This is a genomic window from Streptococcus parasanguinis (genome assembly GCF_000963275.1).
GTDB lineage: Bacteria > Bacillota > Bacilli > Lactobacillales > Streptococcaceae > Streptococcus > Streptococcus parasanguinis_B.
On record NZ_JYOW01000001.1, the window covers coordinates 393312 to 418000 of the forward strand.

28 protein-coding genes and 2 pseudogenes are annotated in these 24689 nt (G+C 41.2%); 26 read left to right on the forward strand and 4 right to left on the reverse strand.

Annotated features, from left to right (window positions below; genetic code table 11):
- Positions 1-196: 196 nt before the first annotated feature.
- From TZ97_RS02010 to TZ97_RS02020, 3 genes are all read left to right on the forward strand, one after another.
- Positions 197-757, forward strand: a complete 561-nt coding sequence (locus tag TZ97_RS02010) for a hypothetical protein (RefSeq protein ID WP_045759202.1) — start codon at positions 197-199, stop codon at positions 755-757.
- A gap of 178 nt (positions 758-935) precedes the next feature.
- Positions 936-1703 (forward strand): ABC transporter ATP-binding protein, encoded by a 768-nt coding sequence (locus TZ97_RS02015; RefSeq protein WP_014713035.1) that lies wholly within the window; start codon positions 936-938, stop codon positions 1701-1703.
- Positions 1696-3699: an FtsX-like permease family protein gene (locus TZ97_RS02020; RefSeq protein WP_045759203.1), complete on the forward strand. Its 2004-nt coding sequence runs from the start codon at positions 1696-1698 to the stop codon at positions 3697-3699. Before TZ97_RS02015 ends, TZ97_RS02020 begins: the two co-directional genes overlap by 8 nt.
- A 331-nt stretch (positions 3700-4030) precedes the next feature.
- Here TZ97_RS02020 and TZ97_RS02025 read toward each other — a convergent pair whose 3' ends face one another.
- A complete protein-coding gene (locus TZ97_RS02025; protein ID WP_045759204.1) occupies positions 4031-5995 on the reverse strand; it encodes a peptide ABC transporter substrate-binding protein in 1965 nt (654 codons plus the stop codon).
- A gap of 258 nt (positions 5996-6253) precedes the next feature.
- Between TZ97_RS02025 and TZ97_RS02030 the strand changes: the two genes are divergently transcribed.
- The 20 genes and pseudogenes from TZ97_RS02030 to TZ97_RS02120 all read left to right on the forward strand — a co-directional run bounded on the left by TZ97_RS02030 (position 6254) and on the right by TZ97_RS02120 (position 20744).
- Positions 6254-6583, forward strand: a complete 330-nt coding sequence (locus tag TZ97_RS02030; RefSeq protein ID WP_045759205.1) for a PadR family transcriptional regulator — start codon at positions 6254-6256, stop codon at positions 6581-6583.
- Positions 6577-7377, forward strand: coding sequence for a hypothetical protein (locus TZ97_RS02035; protein WP_045759206.1), 801 nt, complete (start codon positions 6577-6579; stop codon positions 7375-7377). The genes TZ97_RS02030 and TZ97_RS02035 overlap by 7 nt, the downstream gene beginning before the upstream one ends.
- The gene (locus TZ97_RS02040; protein ID WP_045759207.1) at positions 7374-8204 is read left to right on the forward strand and encodes a hypothetical protein; all 831 of its coding nucleotides are present in this window, start codon (positions 7374-7376) and stop codon (positions 8202-8204) included. The genes TZ97_RS02035 and TZ97_RS02040 overlap by 4 nt, the downstream gene beginning before the upstream one ends.
- Positions 8205-8281: 77 nt before the next feature.
- Complete coding sequence (locus TZ97_RS02045; RefSeq protein ID WP_045759208.1) at positions 8282-9673, forward strand: APC family permease; 1392 nt, start codon at positions 8282-8284, stop codon at positions 9671-9673.
- A gap of 105 nt (positions 9674-9778) precedes the next feature.
- Complete coding sequence (locus TZ97_RS02050; protein WP_000141913.1) at positions 9779-10015, forward strand: DUF2829 domain-containing protein; 237 nt, start codon at positions 9779-9781, stop codon at positions 10013-10015.
- Positions 10008-10706 (forward strand): 3-oxoacyl-ACP reductase, encoded by a 699-nt coding sequence (locus tag TZ97_RS02055; RefSeq protein ID WP_045759209.1) that lies wholly within the window; start codon positions 10008-10010, stop codon positions 10704-10706. The genes TZ97_RS02050 and TZ97_RS02055 overlap by 8 nt, the downstream gene beginning before the upstream one ends.
- 36 nt (positions 10707-10742) lie before the next feature.
- Positions 10743-11078, forward strand: a complete 336-nt coding sequence (locus TZ97_RS02060; RefSeq protein WP_045759210.1) for a hypothetical protein — start codon at positions 10743-10745, stop codon at positions 11076-11078.
- A gap of 19 nt (positions 11079-11097) precedes the next feature.
- Positions 11098-11517: an SMI1/KNR4 family protein gene (locus tag TZ97_RS02065; protein ID WP_045759211.1), complete on the forward strand. Its 420-nt coding sequence runs from the start codon at positions 11098-11100 to the stop codon at positions 11515-11517.
- A gap of 13 nt (positions 11518-11530) precedes the next feature.
- A complete protein-coding gene (locus TZ97_RS10880) occupies positions 11531-11737 on the forward strand; it encodes a hypothetical protein (protein WP_235287876.1) in 207 nt (68 codons plus the stop codon).
- A gap of 32 nt (positions 11738-11769) precedes the next feature.
- Entirely contained in the window at positions 11770-11856 is an 87-nt protein-coding gene (locus tag TZ97_RS10885; RefSeq protein ID WP_235287938.1) for an immunity 51 family protein, read from the forward strand.
- Between the two features lie 82 nt (positions 11857-11938).
- Positions 11939-12544, forward strand: coding sequence for a DUF6707 family protein (locus TZ97_RS02075; protein WP_045759212.1), 606 nt, complete (start codon positions 11939-11941; stop codon positions 12542-12544).
- A 39-nt stretch (positions 12545-12583) separates the two neighbouring features.
- Positions 12584-13084 carry an NUDIX hydrolase gene (locus tag TZ97_RS02080; protein WP_045759213.1) on the forward strand — a complete coding sequence of 167 codons (501 nt, stop codon included), beginning with the start codon at positions 12584-12586 and terminating at the stop codon, positions 13082-13084.
- Entirely contained in the window at positions 13062-13910 is an 849-nt protein-coding gene (locus TZ97_RS02085; RefSeq protein ID WP_045759214.1) for a putative PEP-binding protein, read from the forward strand. Before TZ97_RS02080 ends, TZ97_RS02085 begins: the two co-directional genes overlap by 23 nt.
- Positions 13907-14347: pseudogene (locus TZ97_RS02090) on the forward strand (ASCH domain-containing protein). The gene TZ97_RS02085 and the pseudogene TZ97_RS02090 overlap by 4 nt, the downstream one beginning before the upstream one ends.
- Positions 14348-14728: 381 nt before the next feature.
- Positions 14729-16108: a bifunctional UDP-N-acetylglucosamine diphosphorylase/glucosamine-1-phosphate N-acetyltransferase GlmU gene (glmU, locus tag TZ97_RS02095; RefSeq protein ID WP_045759215.1), complete on the forward strand. Its 1380-nt coding sequence runs from the start codon at positions 14729-14731 to the stop codon at positions 16106-16108.
- 9 nt (positions 16109-16117) lie between these two features.
- Positions 16118-16663, forward strand: coding sequence for an NUDIX hydrolase (locus TZ97_RS02100; RefSeq protein ID WP_031574455.1), 546 nt, complete (start codon positions 16118-16120; stop codon positions 16661-16663).
- 11 nt (positions 16664-16674) lie between these two features.
- Complete coding sequence (gene macP / locus TZ97_RS02105) at positions 16675-17010, forward strand: cell wall synthase accessory phosphoprotein MacP (RefSeq protein WP_024055894.1); 336 nt, start codon at positions 16675-16677, stop codon at positions 17008-17010.
- Positions 17011-17034: 24 nt separating this feature from the next.
- On the forward strand, positions 17035-17727 hold the full coding sequence (locus TZ97_RS02110) for a 5'-methylthioadenosine/adenosylhomocysteine nucleosidase (RefSeq protein WP_045759216.1): 693 nt from the start codon (positions 17035-17037) through the stop codon (positions 17725-17727).
- A gap of 159 nt (positions 17728-17886) precedes the next feature.
- Positions 17887-18510, forward strand: a complete 624-nt coding sequence (gene nth, locus TZ97_RS02115; protein ID WP_003006251.1) for an endonuclease III — start codon at positions 17887-17889, stop codon at positions 18508-18510.
- A gap of 266 nt (positions 18511-18776) precedes the next feature.
- On the forward strand, positions 18777-20744 hold the full coding sequence (locus TZ97_RS02120; RefSeq protein WP_045759217.1) for a peptide ABC transporter substrate-binding protein: 1968 nt from the start codon (positions 18777-18779) through the stop codon (positions 20742-20744).
- Positions 20745-20935: 191 nt separating this feature from the next.
- On the opposite strand, the pseudogene TZ97_RS10135 reads toward TZ97_RS02120, so the two are convergent.
- Positions 20936-21028, reverse strand: a pseudogene (locus tag TZ97_RS10135) (bleomycin resistance protein); the annotation flags it as partial.
- 107 nt (positions 21029-21135) lie between these two features.
- Between TZ97_RS10135 and TZ97_RS02125 the strand changes: the two are divergent.
- Positions 21136-21774, forward strand: a complete 639-nt coding sequence (locus tag TZ97_RS02125) for a hypothetical protein (RefSeq protein WP_023917595.1) — start codon at positions 21136-21138, stop codon at positions 21772-21774.
- 234 nt (positions 21775-22008) lie between these two features.
- Here the strand turns inward: TZ97_RS02125 and TZ97_RS02130 are convergent, their stop codons facing one another.
- Entirely contained in the window at positions 22009-22395 is a 387-nt protein-coding gene (locus tag TZ97_RS02130) for a bleomycin resistance protein (RefSeq protein WP_045759218.1), read from the reverse strand.
- An 11-nt stretch (positions 22396-22406) separates the two neighbouring features.
- Positions 22407-23234 carry an exodeoxyribonuclease III gene (locus TZ97_RS02135; RefSeq protein ID WP_045759219.1) on the reverse strand — a complete coding sequence of 276 codons (828 nt, stop codon included), beginning with the start codon at positions 23232-23234 and terminating at the stop codon, positions 22407-22409.
- A 135-nt stretch (positions 23235-23369) separates the two neighbouring features.
- Between TZ97_RS02135 and TZ97_RS02140 the strand changes: the two genes are divergently transcribed.
- Positions 23370-23822, forward strand: a complete 453-nt coding sequence (locus TZ97_RS02140) for a DUF3290 family protein (protein WP_003006267.1) — start codon at positions 23370-23372, stop codon at positions 23820-23822.
- Positions 23819-24451 (forward strand): DUF421 domain-containing protein, encoded by a 633-nt coding sequence (locus TZ97_RS02145; protein ID WP_003006271.1) that lies wholly within the window; start codon positions 23819-23821, stop codon positions 24449-24451. The genes TZ97_RS02140 and TZ97_RS02145 overlap by 4 nt, the downstream gene beginning before the upstream one ends.
- Positions 24452-24689 lie beyond the last annotated feature (238 nt).

Consider the following 24689-nt stretch of genomic DNA (forward strand, 5'->3'; position numbering starts at 1 on the left):
AAAACGACTGTTTTTCTGGTTTTGTTTCTTCAATGTATGAATAAAAATACAAAACAAACAATATTTTTTAGGATAGAAAATATGTTAAAAACTAGTGATAATTAGTGGTGTAAATGTATTTGGAAACGGAAAATATTTGACAAGCAAAGGAAAATCATTTAAAATATATTCATTCTTTATTTATAGGAGAAAAAATATGAAAAAACTTCTTACAGCCGGTGTGGCTCTCTTGTCAGTTGCAACATTGGCAGCATGTTCAGGTAAAACTGCTTCAGAATCTTCTAACAAAGAAGCGAAGGCATCTTCTAGCAAAGTAGAAAAATCATCTACTTCAACTAGCAAATCAAAAAGCTCATCTAAATCATCAAAAACTTCAGTTGAAATTCCAGAAGTTGTCTTGTTGACTGATGAAGAAATTGACAATGCCAAAACAATTGGTGATATGAAATCCCTTTATAGCAAATTAGTGGATAACTATAAAAAAAATGCACACGATATCGGCCAACAAATTCCAGAAGCACAGAGAGCTACTTATACAAAACAAGTAGAGCCAGCTCTCAAGACACTGGACGAATCAAAAACTCAATTTGATTCAGCACTTTCAACTGGTGGTTCAGATGATACAGTTGTTCCTGAACAAGGGCGTACTATTTTTGTACAACAATTGAAATCTTCTCGTGATGCAATGGAACAAGCTCTTGAAACTGCTTATCAAGCAATTTCACCATATATTTCTTCATCTTCAGATGATGAATAATTCATAAATAAAGATAGGTTAGGGCCTCAAGCTCTAGCCTGTTTTTTTGCTTTCTTACAAAAATGTAAGAAATAAAGGGGAAAATGTAAGGTTATGTTATGGTGAAAGCGTTTCAGTTTTAGTACAATAGATTTGTAAAAATGGATTGAAGCTCTATCGAGCTAGAAAGGAACGGACCATGACCCTACTAGACGTTCAACACATCAAAAAAATCTACAAAACGCGCTTCCAAGGAACCCAGGTTGAAGCCTTAAAGGATATTCACTTCACTGTGGAAAAGGGTGAATACGTCGCCATCATGGGGGAATCAGGATCCGGGAAATCGACCCTCCTCAATATCTTAGCCATGCTGGACCAGCCGACCGAAGGACGGGTCTACCTCAACGGTACCGATACTTCAACTATCAAGAACAAGGATGCCTCTAGCTTCCGTCGGGAAAAACTAGGCTTTGTCTTTCAAGACTTCAACCTGCTGGATACCTTGTCTGTCAAGGACAATATCCTCTTACCTTTGGTCCTTTCTCGCAGGCCCGTCAAGGAAATGATGAGCAAGGTGGATAGCGTCAGTCGGGAGTTGGGTATTCACCAGCTTCTTGAGAAATACCCTTACGAAATCTCTGGTGGGCAAAAGCAAAGGGTAGCCGTAGCGCGTGCCATCATTACTTCACCTGAAATCCTCCTGGCGGATGAGCCAACAGGGGCGCTGGATTCCAAGTCATCGGCTGCCTTGCTCGATGTCTTTGAAGATATCAATAGTATGGGCCAAACCATTCTCATGGTGACCCATTCGACCGCTGCCGCAGCGAGGGCCAAGCGCGTGCTCTTTATCAAGGACGGGATTCTTTACAACCAGATCTTCCGCGGGGAAAAGACGGAGCGTCAGATGTTCCAAGAAATCTCAGATACCTTGACGGTTATGGCGGGTAAGGAGGATAGCGATGTTTAAATTATCGAGTAAATTAGCCTTTTCCAACCTCAAACAAAATCGCAAGCTCTATTACCCTTTTGCTATAGCTGTCATTTTAACGACTATGATCCTCTATAGCTTTATCGCCCTGGCAACGACCCCTCATTTAGAGGCTTCCTACGGAGGACGAACGGCAAGATCGGTTCTTGGTTTTGGCAGTTTCGTTGTCCAGCTGGTCGTCATCATTTTGGTGGCTTATGCCAATGGCTATGTCATGAAAAATCGTTCCAAAGAACTGGGCTTGTACAGTGTTTTGGGGATGGAGAAGAAGCATCTCCTCGTCATGACCTTATGGGAATTGCTTTTCTTCTATATCCTCACGGTTGGCGCGGGACTGGGCTTGGGACTCTTGTTTGATCGCTTGATTTTTGCCCTCCTCTTAAAATGTATGGGGCTTCCAGTCGTCATTCAATCAACCTTCCAGATAGGGGCTGTGTTTAAGACTTTGTTAGGATTAGCTATTGCTTTTGGCCTCATTCTTTTGCTGAATTCTATCCGCCTCTTGCGCTACAGTTCCCTAAACCTCATGCAACAGAAAAAGGCAGGAGAGAAGAAGGGACGCTTCTTGTTAGTCCAAACTCTTTTAGGACTAGGGCTCTTAGGAATTGCTTTTTATCTGGCGCTAACCGCAGAGCGTCCGGTTGCAGCGGTTCAAGGATTCTTTATTGCTGTCATTTTGGTCATTCTAGCGACTTATCTCTTATTCAACGCAGGATCCATTACCTTCTTAAGAATGCTCAAAGGTCGGAAATCCTACTATTACAAGCCGGAGAATTTTATATCCGTCTCCAACTTAATAGCTCGGATGCGAAAAAATGCAGCGGGCCTTGCGACCATTAGTATTCTTTCCACCATGGTCTTGGTCACCTTAACCGGGTCGCTGAATCTCTTTATTGGAGGGCAGAATTACCTAGATACTGTTTACCCTTCTGATTACATGATTAGTGTGGGGCATATGCCTTCAGATGCTGAAACAGAACCGGTTATTGAGGATGTTCAAGCCCAAATTAAGAAAGTGGCCGATGCGACACATCTATCAGATTATCAAGTGAATCAGACAACATACTGGTCGGCTGAAATTCGAAAGATTGATGGAAAGGTCTTAGAGGTTTATGACCAGTCCGATCAAGAAACTGGTCAGGAATTGAAGACAGAAGGAGTAGTCTACTTTTTTGATCAGGCAACTTATGAGCAACTGACGGGTCAAAAAGTTGAGCTTGGGGAAAATGAAATCCTAGCCTATGGGTATCAGTATCCTGGAAGACTAGACTCGCAATTAGAAATCAATGGAAAGAGCTTCGCGATTAAGCAAAAACTAGACTCCAATTTTATCCAAGGGAAACTCCCTCAAGCCGACCTGTTTCAACACCAAATGGGCTTGTATCTTGTCCTCCCTGACTTGAACCAACTGGGATTAAAAATTGATAAAAATTTGGAATTCTCTATTAGTGCTAAAAATAAAGAAAACCAAGATTTTATAGCTGGAATGGCCAAAGAGCTTTATTCGACAGACAAAATGAGTCAATATGGTGCGACTTTGTTTGGTGGGGTTGATCGATACAGTATAGAGAAAGATTGGCGTGAATCAGCAGGGACAATCCTCTTTATTGGTGTTTTCCTATCTGTGATCTTTCTATTGGCTACGGTTCTCGTCATTTACTACAAACAGATTTCAGAAGGCTATGAGGACCGGGAAAATTTTGTGATCTTGCAACAAGTAGGATTGGACCAAAAGCAAACCGGCACCACCATACGCAAACAGATACTCACCGTCTTTTTCCTTCCATTATTCTTCTCCTTCCTCTACCTAGGAGTAGCCTACAAGATGATCGCAAAAATCGTTGCTATCTTAGGAGCAACCAATGCGGGCTTGGTCCTTCAAACAACTCTTTACATCTGCGCTGTCTTTTTCATCTCTTATATCCTCGTCTTTCTTCTGACTTCTAGAAGTTATCGGAAGATTGTCGTGAGGTAGCGCTGAGTCTATAAAAGATTGAGAAATGAAAAATCCAATAAATAGACAAACTGTTTTTTACATAGGACAAGCCAAGTGTTGCGGAAAGAATTATAATAATCTAATTTATTAAGCTTATTTAAACAAATACCGAAACTTTCCGCCGTTAGAAAAGTGCTAGAAATAAAGTATTTCTAGCATTCGGGAGTTTTGAAACTTTAGGTTCAAAACTAAGTTATGGAACTTCGGAGAAGTTCGCTAACGTCCGTACTCACCTAAGGAAAGTTTCAAAGATAGTTTTATCCTTAACCAAAAACACCGAGGATTATATCCTCGGTGTTTTTTATCGCGATTATTTCACGTGTTTTGCAAGTTCTTCTTGCGCTTTTTTGTTTGATTCTTCTTTTTCCTTCAACCAATTCTTATAAGCTTTTTCATGTTCGGCAGTTGTAACTGTCTTATCTTGAAGTTTTTGGTATTTGAAGAAGGTTGTTTCACCTTTAATACCAATTGCAGAATTTGCTGCTGAGAATGGCGTCACCTTCGTGATAGATGGAACTCCACCCTTAGAGTAGATTGGAAGAACAATGGCGTTTTCTGTCAACCAAGCTTGGGCAGCAGCGTATTTTTCATAACGTGCATTGGTATCCAATTTTTCAGCATTGGCAGCATCCAACAGTTCTTTGTATTGGTTCAAACCAATTTTTTCGATGAGCGCTTGGTCTTTCTTAGGATCAAGTCCCATACCAGTCAAGGTTGAACCATCTGTTGGGTTCAAGATATCCAAGTAAGTAGATGGGTCTTGGAAGTCAGGTCCCCAACCAGTGATATCCATATCAAAGTCTTTTTGCTCTGGTGATTGGGCAAAGTAAGTAGCGTTATCTGCATCGTCTGTAGACAATTTTTGTACATCGATCACGACATTGTCTTTACCAAGAGCTGCTTCGATTGAGCTCTTCATAGAGTCTGCTTGTTGGACAAGAGCATTAGAAGATTGGTCTACGACATAGTCGATATGGATTGGGAATTGAACACCTTGTGATTGCAATTCAGCCTTCGCTTTTTCAAGTTCCGCTTTGGCTTTATCCGCATTATGCAAGCTATCTTGAGCATCTGCGAAGCTAACACCTTTCCACTCATCTCCTGTTGCGGCAAGTTTTTCTTCAACGAGAGTACCGAAGTCTTTCCCGTCTGCTTGCACAAATGTCGGTGGAACTAGAAGGGTACGTAGAGTTTTTGATGCTCCATCTTTCCCGTTAACTTGAGCGCTGTAGGAAGTTCTGTCTAAAGCAAAGTTCAAAGCTTGACGGAAGTTTTTGTTTTGAAGGGCTGTCTTCGTGTTGTTCTTTTGCTCATCAGATGTCTTCTTGGTATGGCCGTAATTTTGACGGTTGACGTTGAAGTAAGCGTAGTAAACAGTAGAATCTTGTGGGGTATAAACGATGTTATCCTTGAATTTCTTCTCAATCGTACTGTAAGTTGAGCTTGTTGGGAAGAGACGAGCAGTAGATAGGTTCCCATCTGAGAAGTTACGAGCAAGATAGTCTTGGTCAGATCCATCGAAGTAAGTCAATTTAACCGTATCGATGTGAACATTTTTCTTGTCGTAGTAATCAGGGTTTTTATCCAACTCGATTTGTGATTTTGAAGTGAAGGATTTCAAAATGTATGGACCATTGTAGAGGATACCATTTGGTTTCACGCTACCAAAGTCTTTCCCAGCTGATTCCAAGAATTTTTCATTAACTGGCATCATGGTAGCAGTGGTCAATTTAGAATTCCAGAAAGATTCAGGTTGGTTCAAAGTGTATTGAAGAGTGTGATCATCAACAGCTTTTACCCCAACAGTTGAGAAGTCTTTGGTTTTCCCGTTTACATAGTCATCCAAGCCTTTGACTGAGTTTTGAACCAAGTAAAGAGCATCCGATTTTTTATCTGCTACGTATTTTAGAGATGTCACGAAATCTTTTGCAGTGACGTCAGCGTATTCATTTCCTTCTGAATCATACCACTTCGCGTCTTTTCGAAGCTTGTAGGTATAAGTCAGACCGTCTTTTGAAACAGACCAGTCCTCAGCAAGAGCAGGCACTAGGTTACCGTATTGGTCGTTTTCAAATAAACCATCGACCAAGTTGGTAGTAATGTCGCTTGTAGTTGAACGATTTGAAGTCAAATAGTTCAAGGAATCAGGGTCTGTACCATACACGTAGTTGTATGTAGTCCCTTTTGACGCATTAGAAGATGAGCCACATGCAGCAAGGAAAAGCGTTGAAGCCGCGGCGACACCTGCTAAAAGAGCAAGCTTCGATTTTTTCATATTCGTGTCTCCTTTTGAATAATTTTAATTATTATACTCCAATCAATCTATAAAATAAAGTGTTTTTTGAACTTTTTTTGTATATTTACACATCAGTATACAGTGAAAGCCTTGATTTTAAAGGATTTTTAAGGAATAAAATTTTTTTAAAAAAGTTACTATTTTGCTTTACATACTAGTTAAGAAAGATTATACTGATAGTAAATAAACTAGTATGTAAAACAAACTAGTGTATATGTGAAGAAAGAGGTGAGAAGGATGAAGGAGTCCCAATTACTAAAGGGAGTCTTGGAGGGCTGTGTGCTGGAGATTATTTCTAAAAAGGCTATCTATGGCTATGAATTGATCCAAAGTCTCAAAGAGATGGGATTTGATAAGATTGTCGCTGGGACCATTTATCCCCTGCTTCAAAAATTAGAAAAACAAGGGGTTATTCATGGGGAAATGAGGCCGTCTCCAGATGGTCCCGATCGCAAGTATTTTTCACTCAGTGGTACTGGAAGAGAGCGTTTAGAGGAATTTTGGGACCAGTGGCAGGAGCTAGTCACAAAAGTAGAACGTATCAAGAAGGAGGGAGAAGAATGGTAGAAAGTTATACAGAAAAAATGTCAGATGAATTGATTCATTTAAATAAAGAGGATCAAGCCTATGTGAAAAAAATGGTCGCTTATATTGGGGCTAAGTCCTATTTTTATGATGATGAAGCACTCGGTGAACAACTCTACAATATGGTTTGCGACCTAAAAGTTGCTGAGAAAGAAGGCATTCGGGCAGTGGATTATTTTGGAAAGGATCCACGGGCTATGGTGGATCAAGTTCTCGCAGACTTGCCTAAACGCTCTCTAGGATCTTATGTGGGACTCTTCTTCCTACTTGGAGTGATCTTAGTTGGCATGCGTTATTTAATGGATTTTACCTGGATGACGCCACTGAAAATCGAACCCTTAACCTATATTGTTATTTTATTCAATTTCTTGGTGTTTAGCCAGTTCATCACGTGGCTATGGTCCAAACAGAGCTATGGTGAAATGAAGTGGCCTTGGGTTATTTTTATCAGTGTGATCTGCCTGATGGTATTTCTGAACATCGTACGACTATTTTCGATCTATTTTGGCCACATTGGGAGTCTCTTCTTATCAGATGGTTGGGCGGTTGTTCTTGCTGTCCTAGTCCTACTTGGGTTTGCGGTTATGGCTTATAGAAGCAGGGAGCGTTTGATGACGAGTCTACTAGTCATGGGCCTGACTTTCCTAGTTACGGGATGCTGGATTCGTCTTGTGAATCAGGAAACTGCTCACTTATTAGGCTGGCTACTTCCTCTCATAGGACTAGTCCTGACCTTCGTTGTATTTCGTCTCCAAAGAAAGGGGGAAGAAAGATGACATCAGTTATTTATTATGAAGAAACGCAGGATTTGGTTCAAACCTTTAGCCAGGAGGACCAAGCTTATTTCCAAGATCTCTGGGATTATTTCAATTTCGCCGGTTTCTTATATGAGGAGAAGGCTTTGAGAGAGCAGGTCTATAATTTAGCACTAGATTTTTCGCAAGCAGGAGCGGATGGCTTGACAGCAAAGGACTATTTTGGTCTCGATCCAAAGGAAATGGCAGACCAAATCATCGAAAATATGCCCAAAGAATCGACACGGTCTGTTCTGAAGTATGGGGCGATCATCTCGGGAATTGTGATTTTCTATCGCCTCTTAAGTGATTTTGCTTCACAAGCAGTCCTGGTTATTAAACCACTCGTCTATCTAATGGATGGTATTTTAGGGCTCCTAGCAATTGGGCTACTATTCTATCTCCTTCGTCGCCTCATTTTTGCAGAAGAAAAGTCGAAAAAAGCAATCCATGTGGCAATTGTTTTGGTTCTAGGAGTCTATTTTTTCAGTGAAATAGTGGGGGTCCGTTTCTTACCAGCACTTGCTTGGTTGACAGTGCCGAATCCATGGGATACTCTCCTTATGACAGGAGCTAGTGGAGCTCTCATTCTTTGGCAATGGAAAGAAGAGCTTGGCAGAGCCTTCGTCTTTCCTATCGTCGCCTTTTTAGTGGTTGGATTCTTACATCGCTGGACTTTGGCACAAGGAGTTCAGAATCTTGGTATGACAGTTCTTCTGCCCACAGTGATCATCATCTTTGGGATGGTTATTTATTATTGGTTTACGATTCGTTCATTGAAAAAGAATAGGACGGAAAGTGATAAATAGAAAGAAAAGGGGGAAAAAGAGTCTCCCTTTTCATGTCCAAGTATGGTAGAATAAACTCATTAGATGGGAGAATATACATGAATCTATTTCGAAAAAAGGGACTTGGGCAAGTACACCCGGGTCTAAATCGCCATTTACGATTGTGGGATTTGATTATTTTAGGAATTGGTGCCATGGTGGGGACAGGGATCTTCACGATTACGGGAACTGCAGCAGCGAATTTAGCTGGTCCAGCCCTCATTATTTCGATTGTGATTGCGGCTTTTTGCGTCGGCTTATCTGCCCTTTTCTTTGCTGAATTTGCGTCTCGCATCCCTTCAACTGGTGGAGCCTATAGTTACCTCTATGCCATCTTTGGAGAGTTTCCCGCCTGGATTGCCGGTTGGTTGACTGTGATGGAATTTATGACAGCTGTATCAGGGGTGGCTTCAGGTTGGGCCGCGTATTTCAAGGGCTTGTTGGCCAATCTTGGCTGGAGTCTGCCGACGGCTTTAAACGGGACTTTTGATCCAGCTAAGGGAACTTATGTGGATCTCTTGCCTATTTTGGTCATGGTCCTCGTCACAGCCTTAGTTCTTATGAATGCAAAAGCGGTTTTACGCTTTAATTCCCTGCTGGTCTTACTCAAGTTTTCCGCTCTTGCCTTGTTTATTCTTGTCGGGATTTTTCACCTAAATCCTGGCAACTGGGCAAACTTTGCTCCGTATGGATTTGGCGAAATCTATGGTGGTCAGACAGGGATTATGGCTGGTGCTTCGCTCATGTTCTTTGCCTTTCTTGGTTTTGAGTCCATTTCCATGGCGGTCGACGAAATCAAGGAACCACAAAAGAACGTCCCTCGCGGCATTGTCCTCAGTCTCTTGATCACAACCGTTCTTTATATCTTTGTCACCCTGGTTTTGACCGGTATGGTTCCTTTTAAGAACTTAAATGTAGAAGACGCGGTTGCCTTTGCCCTTCGTCAGGTTGGCGCCGGCTGGGCTGGAAATTATGTATCGCTGGTAGCGATTTTGACCCTGATTACCGTCTGCATTTCCATGACCTTTGCCCTTTCACGGATGATATACAGTTTGGCGCGGGATGGGCTCTTGCCAAAAGCTATGAAACAGCTCGATCCAAAAACCAGAATTCCCAAAAATGCAACACTAGTAGCTGGATCGATGGCATCCATTGCTGGTGGAATCTTTCCACTTGCAAGCATCGCTTCCTTCTTAAATATCTGTACCTTGGCTTACCTGGTTATGTTGGCCTTTGCTCTCTTGAAATTGCGCAAGGAACACGGGGCACCTGGACCAGGTGAATTTAAAACACCCTTGGTTCCGGTCTTGCCAATCCTATCGATTGTGGTCTGTCTGTCCTTTATGACCCAGTATTCCCTATCGACCTGGCTGGCCTTCGGAGTTGCTCTCTTGATTGGGGTCGGAATTTATTTCGGTTATGGCTATCGCCATTCAGAAGAAAATCAATAAAAGATGAAAGCTAGAGTAGAAGAACTCTGGCTTTTTGTATAGGGGAAGCTCTTTTTTTGGTATAATAAAGGGAGTAAGTTAAATAGATAACAAAGGAGAAAAAACATGACATTTGAAGAGATTTTACCAGGCTTGAAGGCTAAAAAAAAATACGTACGAACCGGTTGGGGCGGAGCAGAAAACTACGTCCAACTTTTTGATACCATTGAGCAAAATGGGGTGGCTCTGGAAGTGACACCTTATTTCCTCATCAACGTCTCTGGTGAAGGGGAAGGTTTCTCCATGTGGAGCCCAACCCCTTGTGATGTTTTAGCGACAGATTGGGTGGAAGTCCATGACTAAAAGGGTCTTGATTACAGGCGTGAGCTCCGGGATTGGTTTGGCTCAAGCTCGACTCTTTCTAGAAAAGGGCTATCAGGTTTATGGAGTGGACCAGGCTGAAAAGCCAGCCTTAGACGGTGATTTCTACTTTTTACAACGTGATTTAACGCTCGACTTGGGACCTATTTTTGATTGGTGCCTTCAGGTGGATGTTTTGTGCAATACGGCTGGGGTTTTGGATGACTACAAACCACTTCTTGAGCAAAGCGCTCAGGAGATTCAGGAAATCTTTGAGATCAACTATGTGACTCCGGTAGAGCTGACACGACATTATCTGACTCAAATGTTGGAGAAGAAGCAAGGGGTCATTATCAATATGTGCTCGATTGCTTCTAGCCTAGCAGGAGGTGGCGGTCACGCTTATACTTCCTCCAAGCATGCTCTAGCAGGATTTACCAAACAGCTGGCGTTGGATTATGCTGAAGCTGGCATTCAAGTTTTTGGCATTGCTCCTGGTGCAGTTAAGACTGGTATGACCGCTGCTGACTTTGAACCAGGTGGTCTGGCAGATTGGGTAGCCACTGAAACACCTATCAAACGCTGGATTGAGCCAGAGGAAGTGGCAGAAATCAGTCTCTTTTTGGCCAGTGGGAAGGCCTCTGCCATGCAGGGACAAATCCTGACCATTGATGGTGGTTGGAGTTTGAAGTAATATAGTTGATACTCAGTGAATATGTGGAGGTGAACTATGAAAAGAGATGAGTTTGGATTTGTCTTGCCCAATCTCTACTATCAGTTTTTAACGGAGTGGAAAGAGATTGACCCCTATGAAATTGGAGATACTGGTATCTGTTTGTATGCCAAGGAGGATCTAAAAGAGCGTAATGAAACTTATCAGATTGAGGAAGTAGAGCCAGATTACTTTATGATTGGACAGGAGGGAGATTTGGCTTACTTTATTAAGAAAAATTCTGATGATTTCATTTATGAAAATGACTTAGGAGCTTTAGGTTCCTTAGAAATGCAAAAAGTTGCTAAAAACGTCAATGACTTTATTGATAAGGTATTGGAAGAAGAATTGTAGAAAACTGAAGGGAGTAATCATGTTTAGGATGCTTGATGAAGATTCACCGATTTCAAAAGAAGACCTTTTACAATTTGAGGAGATTCTTGGAAAGAAATTACCAAAAACTATGTTGGACTTTTATCTCAAGCACAACGGTGGCCAGCCCCAAGTAATGGGTGTCCACGATGAACATCACCTCTTTCCTTTCAATTCCTTTAATTCACTTGAGGAAATGAGCAAGTCTCTTACATGGTTTGACGATGAGGAGGTACCTGCGGGATTTAAGGCAACAGACCTTCTTCATTTCGCCTATGATCCTGGTTCTGGCAATTACGCTCTTTCTCTAAGGGAAGAAGATTATGGTATGGTTTACTTCTATGTTCTGGAAGAAAAAGCCGAGATATACGGTCAATGGGCTTCTTTTGAGAAATTTTTGAACTCTTTTGTTGAAGAGTGAGACGAAAAAGGAGATGGATTACGAAAACATAAATGAAATAATTGCCCCTTTTAACTTGCATGTTTATGATGAGAATCCTCAAAATGTTCGAGGGTCGCTTATTTATTACCCTGGTGGAGAATACAGACAGGAAGTGTTTGATCCTCGAGAAGAGGAGGAATTTGAAGGAAATAGCTACGATTTGGCATCTATGGATTTGGAGGAAAAATGCTTGAATTAAGTAAAGCTATCGACTTTGATCCAGAAGGAGGTATGTTTTGTGCTTATTCTTCCAAGGTAGACGCCTTAGCTAGATTTGCACTTAGATTGAAAGAGTTTGTGATGATATCGAAGCCATGAAAGACTTGTTTAGTCGAGCAGAGTTGGATTAATTGACTAAAATTGTTTTAAATTATTGGTAAGATAATAGAAAGGATTTCAGATGAAGTTACCAGAAGTAGTTGAGCTAGTGGAAAATCATCCAGACCTACATCTCTATTTAGATAAAATTTTAAAAAAGAATAAGAAGACCCAAGTTAGTTATCTCGAATCACTGAATCATCTGGCCTATTTACTTTATCTGGATGGTCAAGAGGAAATGGCTAAGGAATTATTAGATCGTATCATACAAGTTCCATTTGAAGGAAATTATAACACTTGGACCTTTGTTGATAGCTCTCTAGTTTTATTGGCTTATCTTGAAAGAAAGGCAGAAAATCAGGTACTCGTCTATAAAAAACTCCTTTTATCACCATTAGAACAAGGGGAGGAATCTACTCAAAAAATGAGAAGGAGAGTTCATCAGAGATTTTTGAATGGTGATAGCTTGGAGCAAAAGCTTGCAAAAATCGAGCAGGCTCCAAGCCCTGAATCAGAAATGGAACGCCGTTTGCTATACTTGACAGATTTATTGAAGATTCACCTCTTTATTACTGAGTCAACTTGTGAAGAGACAGATATCCAAGCAAAAATCGAAGAGAATATAGAGATACTAAAGAAGTATATCAAGGAGCATGAAATCTTTAGCCTCTTTCCTTTTAAGGGATAAGGTGAGCTAGCAATCTTGGAGTTTAAGAAAGAGCAGAAAATGAAAATCAAACATCACTTTGGGGTATACGGAGTCTGTCTTCAAGAGGGGAAACTGCTCTGTATTGAAAAAACAAGAGGCCCCTATCAACATCGTTTTGATCTACCGGGTGGTAGTCAGGAACTCGGTGAGGGGTTGACAGAAACCCTCAAGAGAGAAGTTCTGGAGGAGACAGGATATACAATTAACAGTTACTCAAATCCTAGGATTTATGACGTGCTGGTTCAAGAAGAAGGGAAAGACTTCGCAGTACACCATATTATGGCCTTTTATGATATCGTACTCGATTTCGAGCGCTCTCAACAATCCCTTCCTCATGAGGTTCTTGATGGAAGTAATGATTCAGCAAATGCCATTTGGTTGAATTGGGAAGAAATTACCCAAGAAAATGCCTCACCCTTAGTATTGAAGGCCAAGGCAGAGTTACGAGGATTTCCAGAATTGGACAAGACCTCTTACATGAATTGGAAGGTAAAACATGCAAAATCAACTGGCTCTTAGTGGCGAAAGAATTGATGAAAAAGTTTACCCACAACTATTTCATCATGTTGGTATGATTCGTGGCGAATATTTGGTAAGGGAGATCAGTCAAAATATACTGCTAAAAAGTTGTCAGCAATTTGTAAAAGATTATCTAGACACTATTTGCCGTTTATACTCAGATGAAGAAGTTTGGTATCGCTTTTCAGAGTTAACAAATGCAGAAGCAAATAGTCTAGACGGAACTAAAGAGTATTTTGACGAACGCCACCCCTTATTTGGATACAGAGGTATCAGGCGTTTGTTGGCGTGTCCAGATGAATTTCAGGCTGAGACAAATGTTGTTACAGAAGTTTTTCAAACCAATCCCAATCTGTCTGTTATTTTTCCTTTTGTCAATGATGCCGAACAATTAAAACAAGCTATTACAGTATTGCGTCAGTATGGTTTTACCGGGAAAGTCGGCACTATGATTGAATTACCATCAGCTTATTTCGACTTGGACAGGATACTGGAAACGGGCATTTCAAAGATTGTAGTTGGAATGAATGATTTAACTTCTTTTGTTTTTGCGACTGTGAGAAATAGTCAATGGCATGATATGGAAAGTCCAATTATGTTAGATATGTTGAGACAGATGCAGGATAAAGCAAGGAAGAACAAGATTGATTTTGCTGTAGCAGGCTATCTGAATACTTCTTTCATACAAAAAATGAATCAGATGGGGATTGAGTGCGTTATCCACTACAGTTCTATTCCGGAGATTTTTAATTTAGAGATTGACCATCCAGATCATCTCAAACGTGTAAAAGAAGAAAGTAAAAAAATACAAAGGAGCAAGCTATGACACCTCAAGAAATGTGGAATGTCTACAAGCAAATTAACCCCTCGATTGGAGATGGCATAGACGCCTGGGCCTTTGGAGTGGACCCAGACCTTTTAGCGGAACTGGTATTTAAAGGCGAAAAGACTGCAACTGCCTCAGCTTACGATCTTTACGCAGTAGAGGACGAACCCCTTCCCCAAGAAGGAACCTTTGATATCATTTTAGATAGCCAAGATCAAGCTGTCTGCATCATCGAAGTTACAAAAGTTTCTGTTCGGCCTTTCCATCAGGTGTCAGCCGACCATGCCTACAAGGAAGGCGAAGGAGACAAATCCTTAGCTTATTAGCGTCAGGTTCATGAGGAGTTTTTCACGGAGTGGCTGGAGGAAGCAGGTCTGACGTTTACACCTGATAGCAAGGTGGTTTTAGAAGAATTTCGCAAGGTTTACCCATTATAGATACGCTCTCCATATAGGAGAGTCACATTGAAGACAAAATTAATTTGAAAACTTTCCTTAGGTGAGTACGGACGTCAGCGAACTTCCTCGAAGTTCCATGACTTAGTTTTGAGCCTAAGGTCTCAAAACTCCCGAGTGCTTGAAATGATCGTATTTCAAGCACTTTTCTCACAGCGGAAAGTTTTAGTATATTTTTGATTAATTTTTAAAATTAAAACTATTATTACTTATTTGTTGAGTAACGTTACTTATCTTACTAAAAAATAGTTTGTCTACATTCGAGCTTCCCTTATAGGAGAGTTTTTTGGTTTTGGTCTTATTTTCCAAAAGGGCTAAAAAATGGTATAATGTAAGCGATATTGTACAGAAAAGAGAAATGTTATGCCAAATTATGCCATTATTTTAGCAGCGGGGAAAGGTACCCGTATGAAATCAGATCTGCCCAAGGTTCTTCACAAGGTTGCAGGGATCTCTATGTTGGAGCATGTCTTCCGTAGTGTTGGAGCTATCTCACCTGAGAAGACGGTAACGGTTGTGGGCCACAAGGCGGAATTGGTGGAGCAAGTATTAGCTGGACAAACAGAGTTTGTCAAACAAACCGAACAATTGGGAACTGGTCATGCGGTCATGATGGCAGAGCCAGTCTTGAAAGGTCTTGAAGGGCATACCCTCGTCATTGCAGGAGACACTCCTTTGATTACAGGTGACAGTCTCAAACACTTGATTGACTTCCATATCAACCACAAGAATGTGGCAACGATTTTGACAGCCGAAGCAGCCAATCCATTTGGCTATGGCCGGATTGTTCGTAATGACAATGCGGAAGTGCTTCGAATTGTCGAGCAAAAAGATGCGACAGATTTTGAAAAACAAATCAAAGAAATCAATACAGGGACTTATGTCTTTGACAATGCGCGCCTCTTTGAAGCTTTGAAGAATATCAATACCAACAATGCCCAAGGTGAATACTACATCACAGATGTGATTGGGATTTTCCGAGAAGCAGGAGAGAAAGTTGGAGCCTATACGCTCAAAGACTTTGATGAAAGTCTCGGGGTTAACGACCGCGTGGCCCTTGCGACAGCAGAAGGCATCATGCGTCGTCGCATTAACCAAGCCCACATGGTCAATGGGGTGAGCTTTGTCGATCCAGATGCGGCCTATATCGATGTCGATGTTGAGATCGCACCAGAAGTGCAAATCGAAGCCAATGTTACCCTAAAAGGCCACACAAAAATTGGGGCTGAGACAGTTTTAACTAATGGAACCTATATTGTGGATAGTGAAATTGGGGCAGGTGCCGTTATTACCAACTCTATGATTGAAGAGAGCACGGTAGCCGATGGTGTAACGGTAGGACCATATGCTCATATTCGCCCAGGTTCTAGCCTCGCCAAAGATGTCCATATTGGAAACTTTGTCGAAGTCAAAGGTTCGTCTATTGGCGAAAATACCAAAGCTGGTCATTTGACTTACATTGGTAACTGTGAAGTCGGCAGCAACGTTAATTTTGGTGCAGGAACCATCACAGTGAATTATGATGGCCAACACAAGTTTAAAACGACGATTGGAAACAATGTCTTTGTCGGATCCAATTCGACGATTATTGCACCAGTTGAATTAGGCGACAATTCCTTAGTCGGTGCTGGATCAACCATTACCAAGGATGTACCAGCTGATGCGATTGCGATTGGTCGTGGCCGTCAAGTGAATAAAGAAGAGTATGCCCTTCGCTTGCCACACCATCCTAAAAATAAATAGGAGATTCTCATGCAATTTGAAGAAAAAACCATTGAGCGCAAGGAGATTTATCAGGGACCTATTTTCCAAGTGGTCACTGATCAAGTAGAACTACCCGCTGGAAAAGGCCAAGCGCAGCGTGATTTAATCTTCCATAATGGAGCAGTAGCGGTTTTGCCGATCACAGAAGATGGGAAAACGATCTTGGTCAAGCAGTACCGCAAGGCGATTGAAAGGACTTCAGTGGAGATTCCAGCAGGGAAGTTAGAAAAGGGAGAAAATGCAGATCCTAAAGCAGCTGCTCTGCGTGAATTGGAAGAAGAAATTGGTTACACAGCGGATCTAGAGTTGTTGTATGATTTTTATTCAGCCATTGGATTTTGTAATGAGCGGATCAAACTTTATGGTGCGACCAACTTGAAAAAGGTGGAAAATCCACGTCCACAAGATGCGGATGAGACCTTAGAGTTATTAGAAGTGACCTTGCAGGAAGCGAAAGATTTAATCCAAACTGGCGAAATCTGTGATGCCAAGACCATCATGGCTATCCAATATTGGGACTTAATCAATAAATAGAGGAGGATCCGATGGGAAAACCTTTATTAACCGATGAAATGATTGAACGAGCAAGGCGAGGTGAGGACATCACCGGTCCTAATATGGTCGATGCTGAAGAGACGAAAATTATTCGGACAGACCACAGGGGATTTGGCTATGAACGTCCTATGAGAGAAAGTCGTATGGAGCGTCCACAAGAGCGTTATTCTCAGGATACTGTGCAGATCCAAGTGGAGCCTACTGTGACCAAGAGTCGTCGCATTGAAGAACGCAAGCAAAGTGTGGTCCAATCCAAACTCAATAAGATTTTGTTCTGGATCATTGTGCTCCTCATTGCCTTGATCATTGCTATTTGGCGTCTATAAGGTCGTCACAAGGAGAAAAACGACATGAAAATTGGAATTATCGCAGCCATGCCCCAGGAGTTGAAGATCCTGGTTGAAGCCCTTGAAAATGGGGAAAAGCATCTGCGTCTTGGAAAAGTCTACTATACAGGATCGATTGGTCGCCATGAGGTCGTTTTGGTGGAAAGTGGTATTGGAAAAGTCATGTCTGCTATGAGTGTAGCAGTCTTGGCCAATGATTTTAAAGTGGAAGCCATTATCAATACGGGTTCTGCAGGTGCCGTTGCCCCAGGGATGGCTGTTGGGGATATCGTCCTTGCGGACAAATTGGCCTATCATGATGTGGATGTGACAGCCTTTGGCTATAAGTATGGTCAAATGGCAGGTCAACCGCTTTACTTTGAATCCAGTCGCTATTTTGTATCAGAAATGAAAAAAGTTCTGGAAGAAGAAGCTGCAACCACACATGTGGGCTTGATTACAACAGGAGATAGCTTTATCGCGAGTGAAGAAAAAGTCGCAGCAATTCGGGAGCATTTCCCAGAAGTATTGGCAGTTGAGATGGAAGGGGCAGCCATTGCCCAAGCCGCTCACGCAGTTGGACGTCCTTTCATGGTCATTCGCGCCATGAGTGATACAGCAGATCACGCAGCCAATATCTCTTTTGATGAATTTATCGTAGAGGCTGGCGAACGCTCTGCTCAAACCCTGATAACCTTCTTAAAGAGATTGGTGTAAAACAAACAATCGAGTCAAGGAAGATCTAATAGAGATAGAAGTGGGATGGGATGGATTTTTAGAATTCATTCTGTTCCACTCCTTTTTTCTGAAGCCGATTCTTTTAGAAATAGGGTGCTTTCATGCTATAATAAAGACTAGTAATGTAAAGGAGAAATGATGGTTTTATCAAAGAAACGGGCACGTCATGTGATCGAAGAAATTATCGCCCTTTTTCCAGATGCCAAGCCAAGTCTGGATTTTCGTAATCATTTTGAATTACTAGTGGCAGTTATGCTCTCAGCTCAGACGACAGACGCGGCTGTTAACAAAGCGACACCAGGTTTGTTTGCGGCTTTTCCAACCCCGCAAGCCATGGCAGCAGCCAGTGAGGCCGATATCGCCAAGCATATTTCTAAATTAGGCCTCTATCGAAATAAGGCCAAATTTCTCAAAAAATGTGCCCAACAATTGCTGGATAACTTTGATGGGCAAGTACCTCAGACTCGCGAAGAGTTAGAGAGTTTAGCAGGAGTAGGACGCAAGACAGCCAATGTGGTCATGAGTGTAGGTTTTGGGATTCCAGCCTTTGCTGTCGATACCCATGTGGAGCGGATCTGCAAGCACCATGATATTGTCAAGAAATCAGCGACGCCATTGGAAGTTGAAAAGCGGGTCATGGATGTTCTGCCAAAGAGCGAATGGCTGGCGGCTCACCAAGCCATGATTTACTTTGGACGGGCCATCTGCCATCCTAAAAATCCTGAATGTGACCAGTATCCTCAACTCTATCATTTTGATTAGGAATCAGTTCCTCTGCTCGAAAGTGCAGAGGTTCTTTTTTGTGATGAAACGTATATTTATTAAAATGATTGAAAGGTGATATCTTTGTTGGATCTGGTGGTAGGTGCCTAGACTCCCCTATCCGGCTTCTTTGAGATCGATTTCAAGATGCTTTTTCTTTATATCTTATTATATTCATTCAGAAAAAACGAACTTTTTTAAAATAAATTTGGTTTTTTTTAAGAAATAGTGTATAATGGTAGAAAATCTAACATAAGGAGATAGTGATGAAAGCAAAAAAACTGTTAGCTCTTGCAGGAGTTTCTGTTGCAGGTGCCTTTCTCTTAACAGCATGTGGTGGTAGCAGCAGCAATCAAGCAACCTACTCATTTGTCTATTCAGCAGATCCAAATACCTTGGACTATATTGCTGCAACTCGTACGACTACTTCAGATGTCACAAGTAACCTTGTAGATGGTCTTCTTGAAAACGACCGATACGGAAACTTTGTGCCAAGTCTAGCAGAAGATTGGACTGTCTCTGAAGATGGATTGACCTATACTTACAAACTTCGTAAGGATGCCAAATGGTATACGAGTGAAGGAGAAGAATATGGTGCTGTAACGGCTCAAGACTTTGTTACAGGGATCAAACACGCAGTTGAGTCTAAATCAGAAGGTCTCTTCTTGATTCAAAATTCGATCAAAGGTTTGGATGCCTACGTAAAAGGGGAAACCAAAGACTTTAACACAGTTGGTGTCAAAGCCTTAGATGACCACACCATCCAATATACTTTGGTTCGTCCAGAAAGCTTCTGGAACTCAAAAACAACCTCAGGTGTTCTTTTCCCAGTCAATGCGGATTTCTTGAAATCTCAAGGAAAAGATTTTGGTTCTTTGAAACCTAGCAGCATCTTATACAATGGTCCATTCTACTTGAAATCATTGACTTCAAAATCTGAGATTGAATTGGTCAAGAACAAAGACTATTACGATGCGAAAAATGTTCATATCGACAATGTCAAATTGACCTTTAACGATGGATCAAACCCAGATTCTATCATTAAGAACTTTGAAAAAGGTCAATATTCCTTTGCATCTGTTATGCCAAACAGCTCGACGTACAAGAGTGTCAAGAAAAACTTTGGTGACAACATTGTCTACGGTTTGCAATTGGGAACATCCTACTATCTTGGATTCAACTTGGACCGTCAAAAGTATGACCACACTGCCAAAACTACGGATGAACAAAAAGCTTCTACCAAGAAAGCAATCCTGAACAAGGACTTCCGTCAAGCGGTGAACTTTGGTTTTGACCGCAAATCATATGCGGCACAAGTATCTGGATCTGATGCGGCTGAAAATACCCTTCGTAGTACCTTGGTGCCACCAACTTATGTCCAAGTCAATGGAGAAGATTTTGGTAAGGTCGTTGAAAAACAATTGGTTACCTATGGGGATCAATGGAAGGGTGTGAGCCTGGACGATGGTCAAACTAGCCTTTACAACCCAGAAAAAGCCAAGGCTTCATTTGCGAAAGCCAAAGCTGAATTGCAAAAACAAGGCGTTCAATTCCCAATTCATTTGGACTACATTGTCAGCCAAGTGGACAACAGCATGGTCCAACAAGCTAGCTCCTTCAAACAATCTGTAGAGTCAGCGCTTGGTGCAGACAATGTCGTTGTGGACCTTCAAAAGGTATCGGATGATGATTTCCAAAATATCACCTACTTCAGCGATACAGCGGCTGCGAGAGATTACGATATCTCAGGCGGTGGTTGGGCTCCTGACTACCAAGACCCATCGACTTACCTCGAAAGTATCAGCCCAGTAAATGGTTCTGTCTTCTACTATCTTGGTATTGATGCAGGTTCAAACAATCCAGCCATTGCAACAGTTGGTTTGGATCAATACGCTAACATGTTGAAAGACGCCGATGCTGAATTGTTGGATCAAGGAAAACGCTATGAAAAATATGCAGCAGCGCAAGCTTGGTTGACAGATAGCTCGATTACGCTTCCAACTGTCTCAAATGGTGGTGCTCCAATGCTTCAACGGACCGTGCCATACAGCCGTGCTGCTTCATGGGTAGGTACTAAAGGAACAGGAACATTCTACAAATACCTTGAAATGTCGAAAGATGTTGTCACCACAAAAGACTTTAACAAGGCCAAAGAAGAATGGTTGAAGAAAAAAGCAGAATCCAATAAAAAAGCTCAAGAAGATCTCAAAGATCACATTGAGAAGAAAAAATAAAAAAATCAATCATTGGTCTATCAATGAAGATAAAAAAGTCGGAGCCGTCATGTGAAGGCTCCGTTTTTTTTATGTCTCGAAAGTCAGTCTGTCTCATTTTTTAAGATGAAAGATAAATAAATCACCCGCTATTGAACTGTACTCACAAAAATAGATTTTTGGGTATGGTCCATAGACGGGTGATGATCATTCTATTCACTAAATCTTAAAAAATAGCCATCAGGGTCTAAAACTGCAAATTCATGAGGATAGATATAATGGTCACCAACACGAAATTTTCTTTTGTTATACCCTATGCTTTTTAGTGAAAGCGTTTCCTGTTTTAATTTAAATAAACTATAAAAAATGATATAATACATGTGAGTCAACCACTTTAAGGAGAACAATCCTGATGAAAAACAAAATAATATTAAGCTCTGTAACGCTTCTATCTGCATTTATACTAGCAGCATGCGGAAACGGAGAGAAGAAAGCAACAGAAACTACGGCTGCATCAACGACAAAAGCTCAAACAACAACTCCTGGGTCTTCTTCTAGGGCAAAAGAAATATCCCTTGCAGATACTCAACGTATCGGAAATGAAAATTTTGGTTATATCAATATCCCTAAAGATTGGGTCGTATATAATTTCAAAGCTCAAAGTAGCAAAACTCAAAGTAGCAAAACGCTCAAATATTCATCACCAGACAAACACAATATGTTGTTAATGGAATCAAACACTAAAGATACTGTTGAACTTGGCCCCAACGAAACCTTTGACGCACAGTTACTTGCGGACCGTTTATATAGCTTCTGGGGAAAAGCCAAAAATCAAACTAGTTTAGAAGGTGTAAAAGCTATTTTTGCCAGTGAGGACGCTTTCTTAATAAAAGTAACATTTAAAAATGGGAACATTTTGTACGAATGGGTATTCCAAAAAGGCGATAAAGTATACAATATCACAATCGTAGGTTCAGAAGATATGATTAAAGCCTTAAGACCTGTTCTCGAGCAATCTTGGGGCTTAGATCCAAATATTCCTGGGAAATAATCCCCAAAAGACTAAAAGAGAGTGGGACAGAAATTGGTAATTCGTTAGAATTCGATTTCGTTGTCCCACCTCCGCACAGTTGAGTAGGGCTGTAAAAGCTGATGAAATCAGCGTAGTAGAGCCCACTCAACCACTGCGTCTTGCTCGACAATCCAAAAATAATTGAGAGGCTAGGACTTTTGTCCCAGCCTCTTTCTTTTTTTGTTTCTTTTTCTACTCTAGTGATCTATTTTCTTATTCACTAAATCTTAAAAAATAGCCATCTGGATCTAGAACTGCAAATTCATGGGGATAGATATATTGTTCACCAACACGAAATTTTCTTTTAATTAATGGGCGATGAATAGGATAGTTGGCTTCTAACAATTTCTGATAGAGCCTAGGGACATCCTCTATACCAAAGGAGATGTTAATTCCTTGGCCAAATGGGTAGGTTAGTTCAGCTAATTCTTCAACTGTCCCCTCCTCTAGCATGAGCTGGCAATCTTCAAGAGACAGGAAGAGAAATTTTTCTTCTGGGCGCTCGTATTCGATGGTGAAACCGAGCAAATCACAGTAGAAGGAACGGGACTGTTCTATATTCGAAACCATAAACTCGGGAATTACTGCATTGTAGTTCATAAAGAAAATCCTTATAATTCAATTTCCAAGACAATCGGTGTGTGGTCTTGGCGTGCGCCTGAGTCAATCATGTCTGATTTAGTAACCTTATCTGCAATGCGGTTTGAGGTTAACCAATAGTCGATTCTCCAGCCTGTATTGTTGATTTTTGAAGTCTTGCTGCGTTGTGCCCACCAAGTGTAACGCTCCGGTACATCTCCGTGGAGGTGGCGGAAGGTATCTGTAAAGCCTGCTGCTAAAAGGTTGGTAAAGCCTGCACGTTCTTCGTCTGTGAAACCTGGTGAACGACGGTTGCTGGCAGGGTTGGCAAGGTCGATTTCCTTGTGGGCCACGTTGTAGTCTCCAGTAGCAAGGACAGGTTTTTCTTTGTCTAAGTCAGCCAAATATTCAGCATATTTGACATCCCATACTTGGCGTTCTGCTAGGCGTTTGAGGCCATCACCGGCATTAGGAGTATAGACTTGTGTTACAAAGAAGCCATCAAATTCCAGAGTAATGATCCGGCCTTCCAAGTCCATGGTCGAAGGAGCACCGATCTCTGGGAAAGTCACAATAGGGGAGAGCTCTTTTTTGTAGAGGAACATAGTCCCAGCGTAGCCTTTACGAGCCGGCTCTTGAGAAGAACGCCAGGTGTTTTCATATTGCGGAAAGAGTTCCTCAAGAATTTCGAGGTGTTTTTTAGTAGGTCCTTTGGCGGATAACTTGGTTTCTTGAATGGCAATGATATCTGCATCCTCAGCGACCAAGGTTTGAAGGACTTCTTGAGAGAGTTTAGCACGTGCTGAATCGCTGGTCAATGCAGCATTAAGCGAGTCGATATTCCATGAAATGAGTTTCATTGTGTTTCCTTTTCTTGACATAATTGATAGTTTTATTATAACAAAATTTTAATAATTTTCTGATCACAATGCCTTGAAAGCTCTTGTGAAATCTATTATAATAGATTGAATTCATTTGGAGAAAGGGAGTTCTTTATGAAATTTTACTCTTATAACTATGTGTTGGGTCAGATCAGTCAGCAAAATTGGGTGACCATTGGGATCTCTGGTTTGCTCATTCTACTGACTGGTTTTTTTGCGGTGAAAGCCTATCGGGATAAGCACGATAGCAAATTCCGTGAATTATCCATTATCTCGATTTTGACTCTGGTTGCAGTGGTCTTGATCGGCATCAGCAGTTTCCAAAATAGCCAAAGTAATAATGACCAATTTCAACGTTCTCTGCATTTTATTGAGGTCATCTCAAAGGAGTTGGATGTCAAAAAAGAAGACGTCTATGTCAATACTTCAGCAGCCACAGATGGGGCGATCCTGAAGGTTGGAGAGGTTTATTACCGAGCTATCGCAGGATCTGACCCAGATAGCTACCTATTAGAAAAGATGGATCTGTATAAAACAGACGTGGAACTTGTGGAGGTGAACAAATGATAGTAAATTTTTTAAACATCTTGATTAAATTAGCTTTGGGCTTGATTTCCTTGGTATTTGTCATCAATGTGACCGGGAAAGGAAACTTAGCACCAAATTCTGCAGTAGACCAGATACAGAACTTTGTTCTTGGGGGCATTATTGGTGGGGTCATCTACAATAGCTCCATTACCATTCTTCAATACATTGTGATTCTCTTAATGTGGACTATTTTGATCTTGCTCTTAAAATGGCTCAATACCAATGTTCGTTTTATGAAGCACTTGATTGATGGAAAACCAACTGTCATCATTAAAAATGGGAAACTGGATCCGGAAGCGTGTCGTTCCAAAGGACTTTCTGCTTCAGATGTTGCTTTGAAACTACGTGGACAAGGGATTTTTCAATTAAAAGATGTGAAGCGCGCTGTTATTGAACAAAATGGTCAATTGATCGTTGTCCGTGCGGGGGATGAGAATCCTAAATACCCAATCATTATGGATGGTGTGGTTCAGCTTGAAATTTTGGAAACAATTGGGAAAAGTGAAGAGTGGTTGCTAGCTGAATTGGAAAAAGAAGGCTATGACAACGTTTTGGATATTTTCATTGCTGAGTATGACAAAGGAAAAATCAATGTTGTGACTTATTAGAAAAAAAGATTGGGCGAGCATGTCCAATCTCAAATTGAAGACAAAATAGTCTTAAAAACTTTCCTTAGGTGAGTACGGACGTCAGCGAACTTCTACGAAGTTCCATGACTTAGTTTTGAACCTAAAGTTTCAAAACTCCCGAGTTCCTGAAACAATTGTGTTTCAGGAACTTTTCTCACGGCGGAAAGTTTCGACATATGCTTGAATAAGCTTAAAAATTAAAAATCAATATTTTTTC

Coding starts and splice junctions, on each gene's coding strand:
- TZ97_RS02010 (WP_045759202.1), top strand. CDS start 197: ATGAAAAAACTTCTTACAGCCGGTGTGGCTCTCTTGTCAGTTGCAACA.
- TZ97_RS02015 (WP_014713035.1), top strand. CDS start 936: ATGACCCTACTAGACGTTCAACACATCAAAAAAATCTACAAAACGCGC.
- TZ97_RS02020 (WP_045759203.1), top strand. CDS start 1,696: ATGTTTAAATTATCGAGTAAATTAGCCTTTTCCAACCTCAAACAAAAT.
- TZ97_RS02025 (WP_045759204.1), bottom strand. CDS start 5,995: ATGAAAAAATCGAAGCTTGCTCTTTTAGCAGGTGTCGCCGCGGCTTCA.
- TZ97_RS02030 (WP_045759205.1), top strand. CDS start 6,254: ATGAAGGAGTCCCAATTACTAAAGGGAGTCTTGGAGGGCTGTGTGCTG.
- TZ97_RS02035 (WP_045759206.1), top strand. CDS start 6,577: ATGGTAGAAAGTTATACAGAAAAAATGTCAGATGAATTGATTCATTTA.
- TZ97_RS02040 (WP_045759207.1), top strand. CDS start 7,374: ATGACATCAGTTATTTATTATGAAGAAACGCAGGATTTGGTTCAAACC.
- TZ97_RS02045 (WP_045759208.1), top strand. CDS start 8,282: ATGAATCTATTTCGAAAAAAGGGACTTGGGCAAGTACACCCGGGTCTA.
- TZ97_RS02050 (WP_000141913.1), top strand. CDS start 9,779: ATGACATTTGAAGAGATTTTACCAGGCTTGAAGGCTAAAAAAAAATAC.
- TZ97_RS02055 (WP_045759209.1), top strand. CDS start 10,008: ATGACTAAAAGGGTCTTGATTACAGGCGTGAGCTCCGGGATTGGTTTG.
- TZ97_RS02060 (WP_045759210.1), top strand. CDS start 10,743: ATGAAAAGAGATGAGTTTGGATTTGTCTTGCCCAATCTCTACTATCAG.
- TZ97_RS02065 (WP_045759211.1), top strand. CDS start 11,098: ATGTTTAGGATGCTTGATGAAGATTCACCGATTTCAAAAGAAGACCTT.
- TZ97_RS10880 (WP_235287876.1), top strand. CDS start 11,531: ATGGATTACGAAAACATAAATGAAATAATTGCCCCTTTTAACTTGCAT.
- TZ97_RS10885 (WP_235287938.1), top strand. CDS start 11,770: ATGTTTTGTGCTTATTCTTCCAAGGTAGACGCCTTAGCTAGATTTGCA.
- TZ97_RS02075 (WP_045759212.1), top strand. CDS start 11,939: ATGAAGTTACCAGAAGTAGTTGAGCTAGTGGAAAATCATCCAGACCTA.
- TZ97_RS02080 (WP_045759213.1), top strand. CDS start 12,584: ATGAAAATCAAACATCACTTTGGGGTATACGGAGTCTGTCTTCAAGAG.
- TZ97_RS02085 (WP_045759214.1), top strand. CDS start 13,062: ATGCAAAATCAACTGGCTCTTAGTGGCGAAAGAATTGATGAAAAAGTT.
- glmU (WP_045759215.1), top strand. CDS start 14,729: ATGCCAAATTATGCCATTATTTTAGCAGCGGGGAAAGGTACCCGTATG.
- TZ97_RS02100 (WP_031574455.1), top strand. CDS start 16,118: ATGCAATTTGAAGAAAAAACCATTGAGCGCAAGGAGATTTATCAGGGA.
- macP (WP_024055894.1), top strand. CDS start 16,675: ATGGGAAAACCTTTATTAACCGATGAAATGATTGAACGAGCAAGGCGA.
- TZ97_RS02110 (WP_045759216.1), top strand. CDS start 17,035: ATGAAAATTGGAATTATCGCAGCCATGCCCCAGGAGTTGAAGATCCTG.
- nth (WP_003006251.1), top strand. CDS start 17,887: ATGGTTTTATCAAAGAAACGGGCACGTCATGTGATCGAAGAAATTATC.
- TZ97_RS02120 (WP_045759217.1), top strand. CDS start 18,777: ATGAAAGCAAAAAAACTGTTAGCTCTTGCAGGAGTTTCTGTTGCAGGT.
- TZ97_RS02125 (WP_023917595.1), top strand. CDS start 21,136: ATGAAAAACAAAATAATATTAAGCTCTGTAACGCTTCTATCTGCATTT.
- TZ97_RS02130 (WP_045759218.1), bottom strand. CDS start 22,395: ATGAACTACAATGCAGTAATTCCCGAGTTTATGGTTTCGAATATAGAA.
- TZ97_RS02135 (WP_045759219.1), bottom strand. CDS start 23,234: ATGAAACTCATTTCATGGAATATCGACTCGCTTAATGCTGCATTGACC.
- TZ97_RS02140 (WP_003006267.1), top strand. CDS start 23,370: ATGAAATTTTACTCTTATAACTATGTGTTGGGTCAGATCAGTCAGCAA.
- TZ97_RS02145 (WP_003006271.1), top strand. CDS start 23,819: ATGATAGTAAATTTTTTAAACATCTTGATTAAATTAGCTTTGGGCTTG.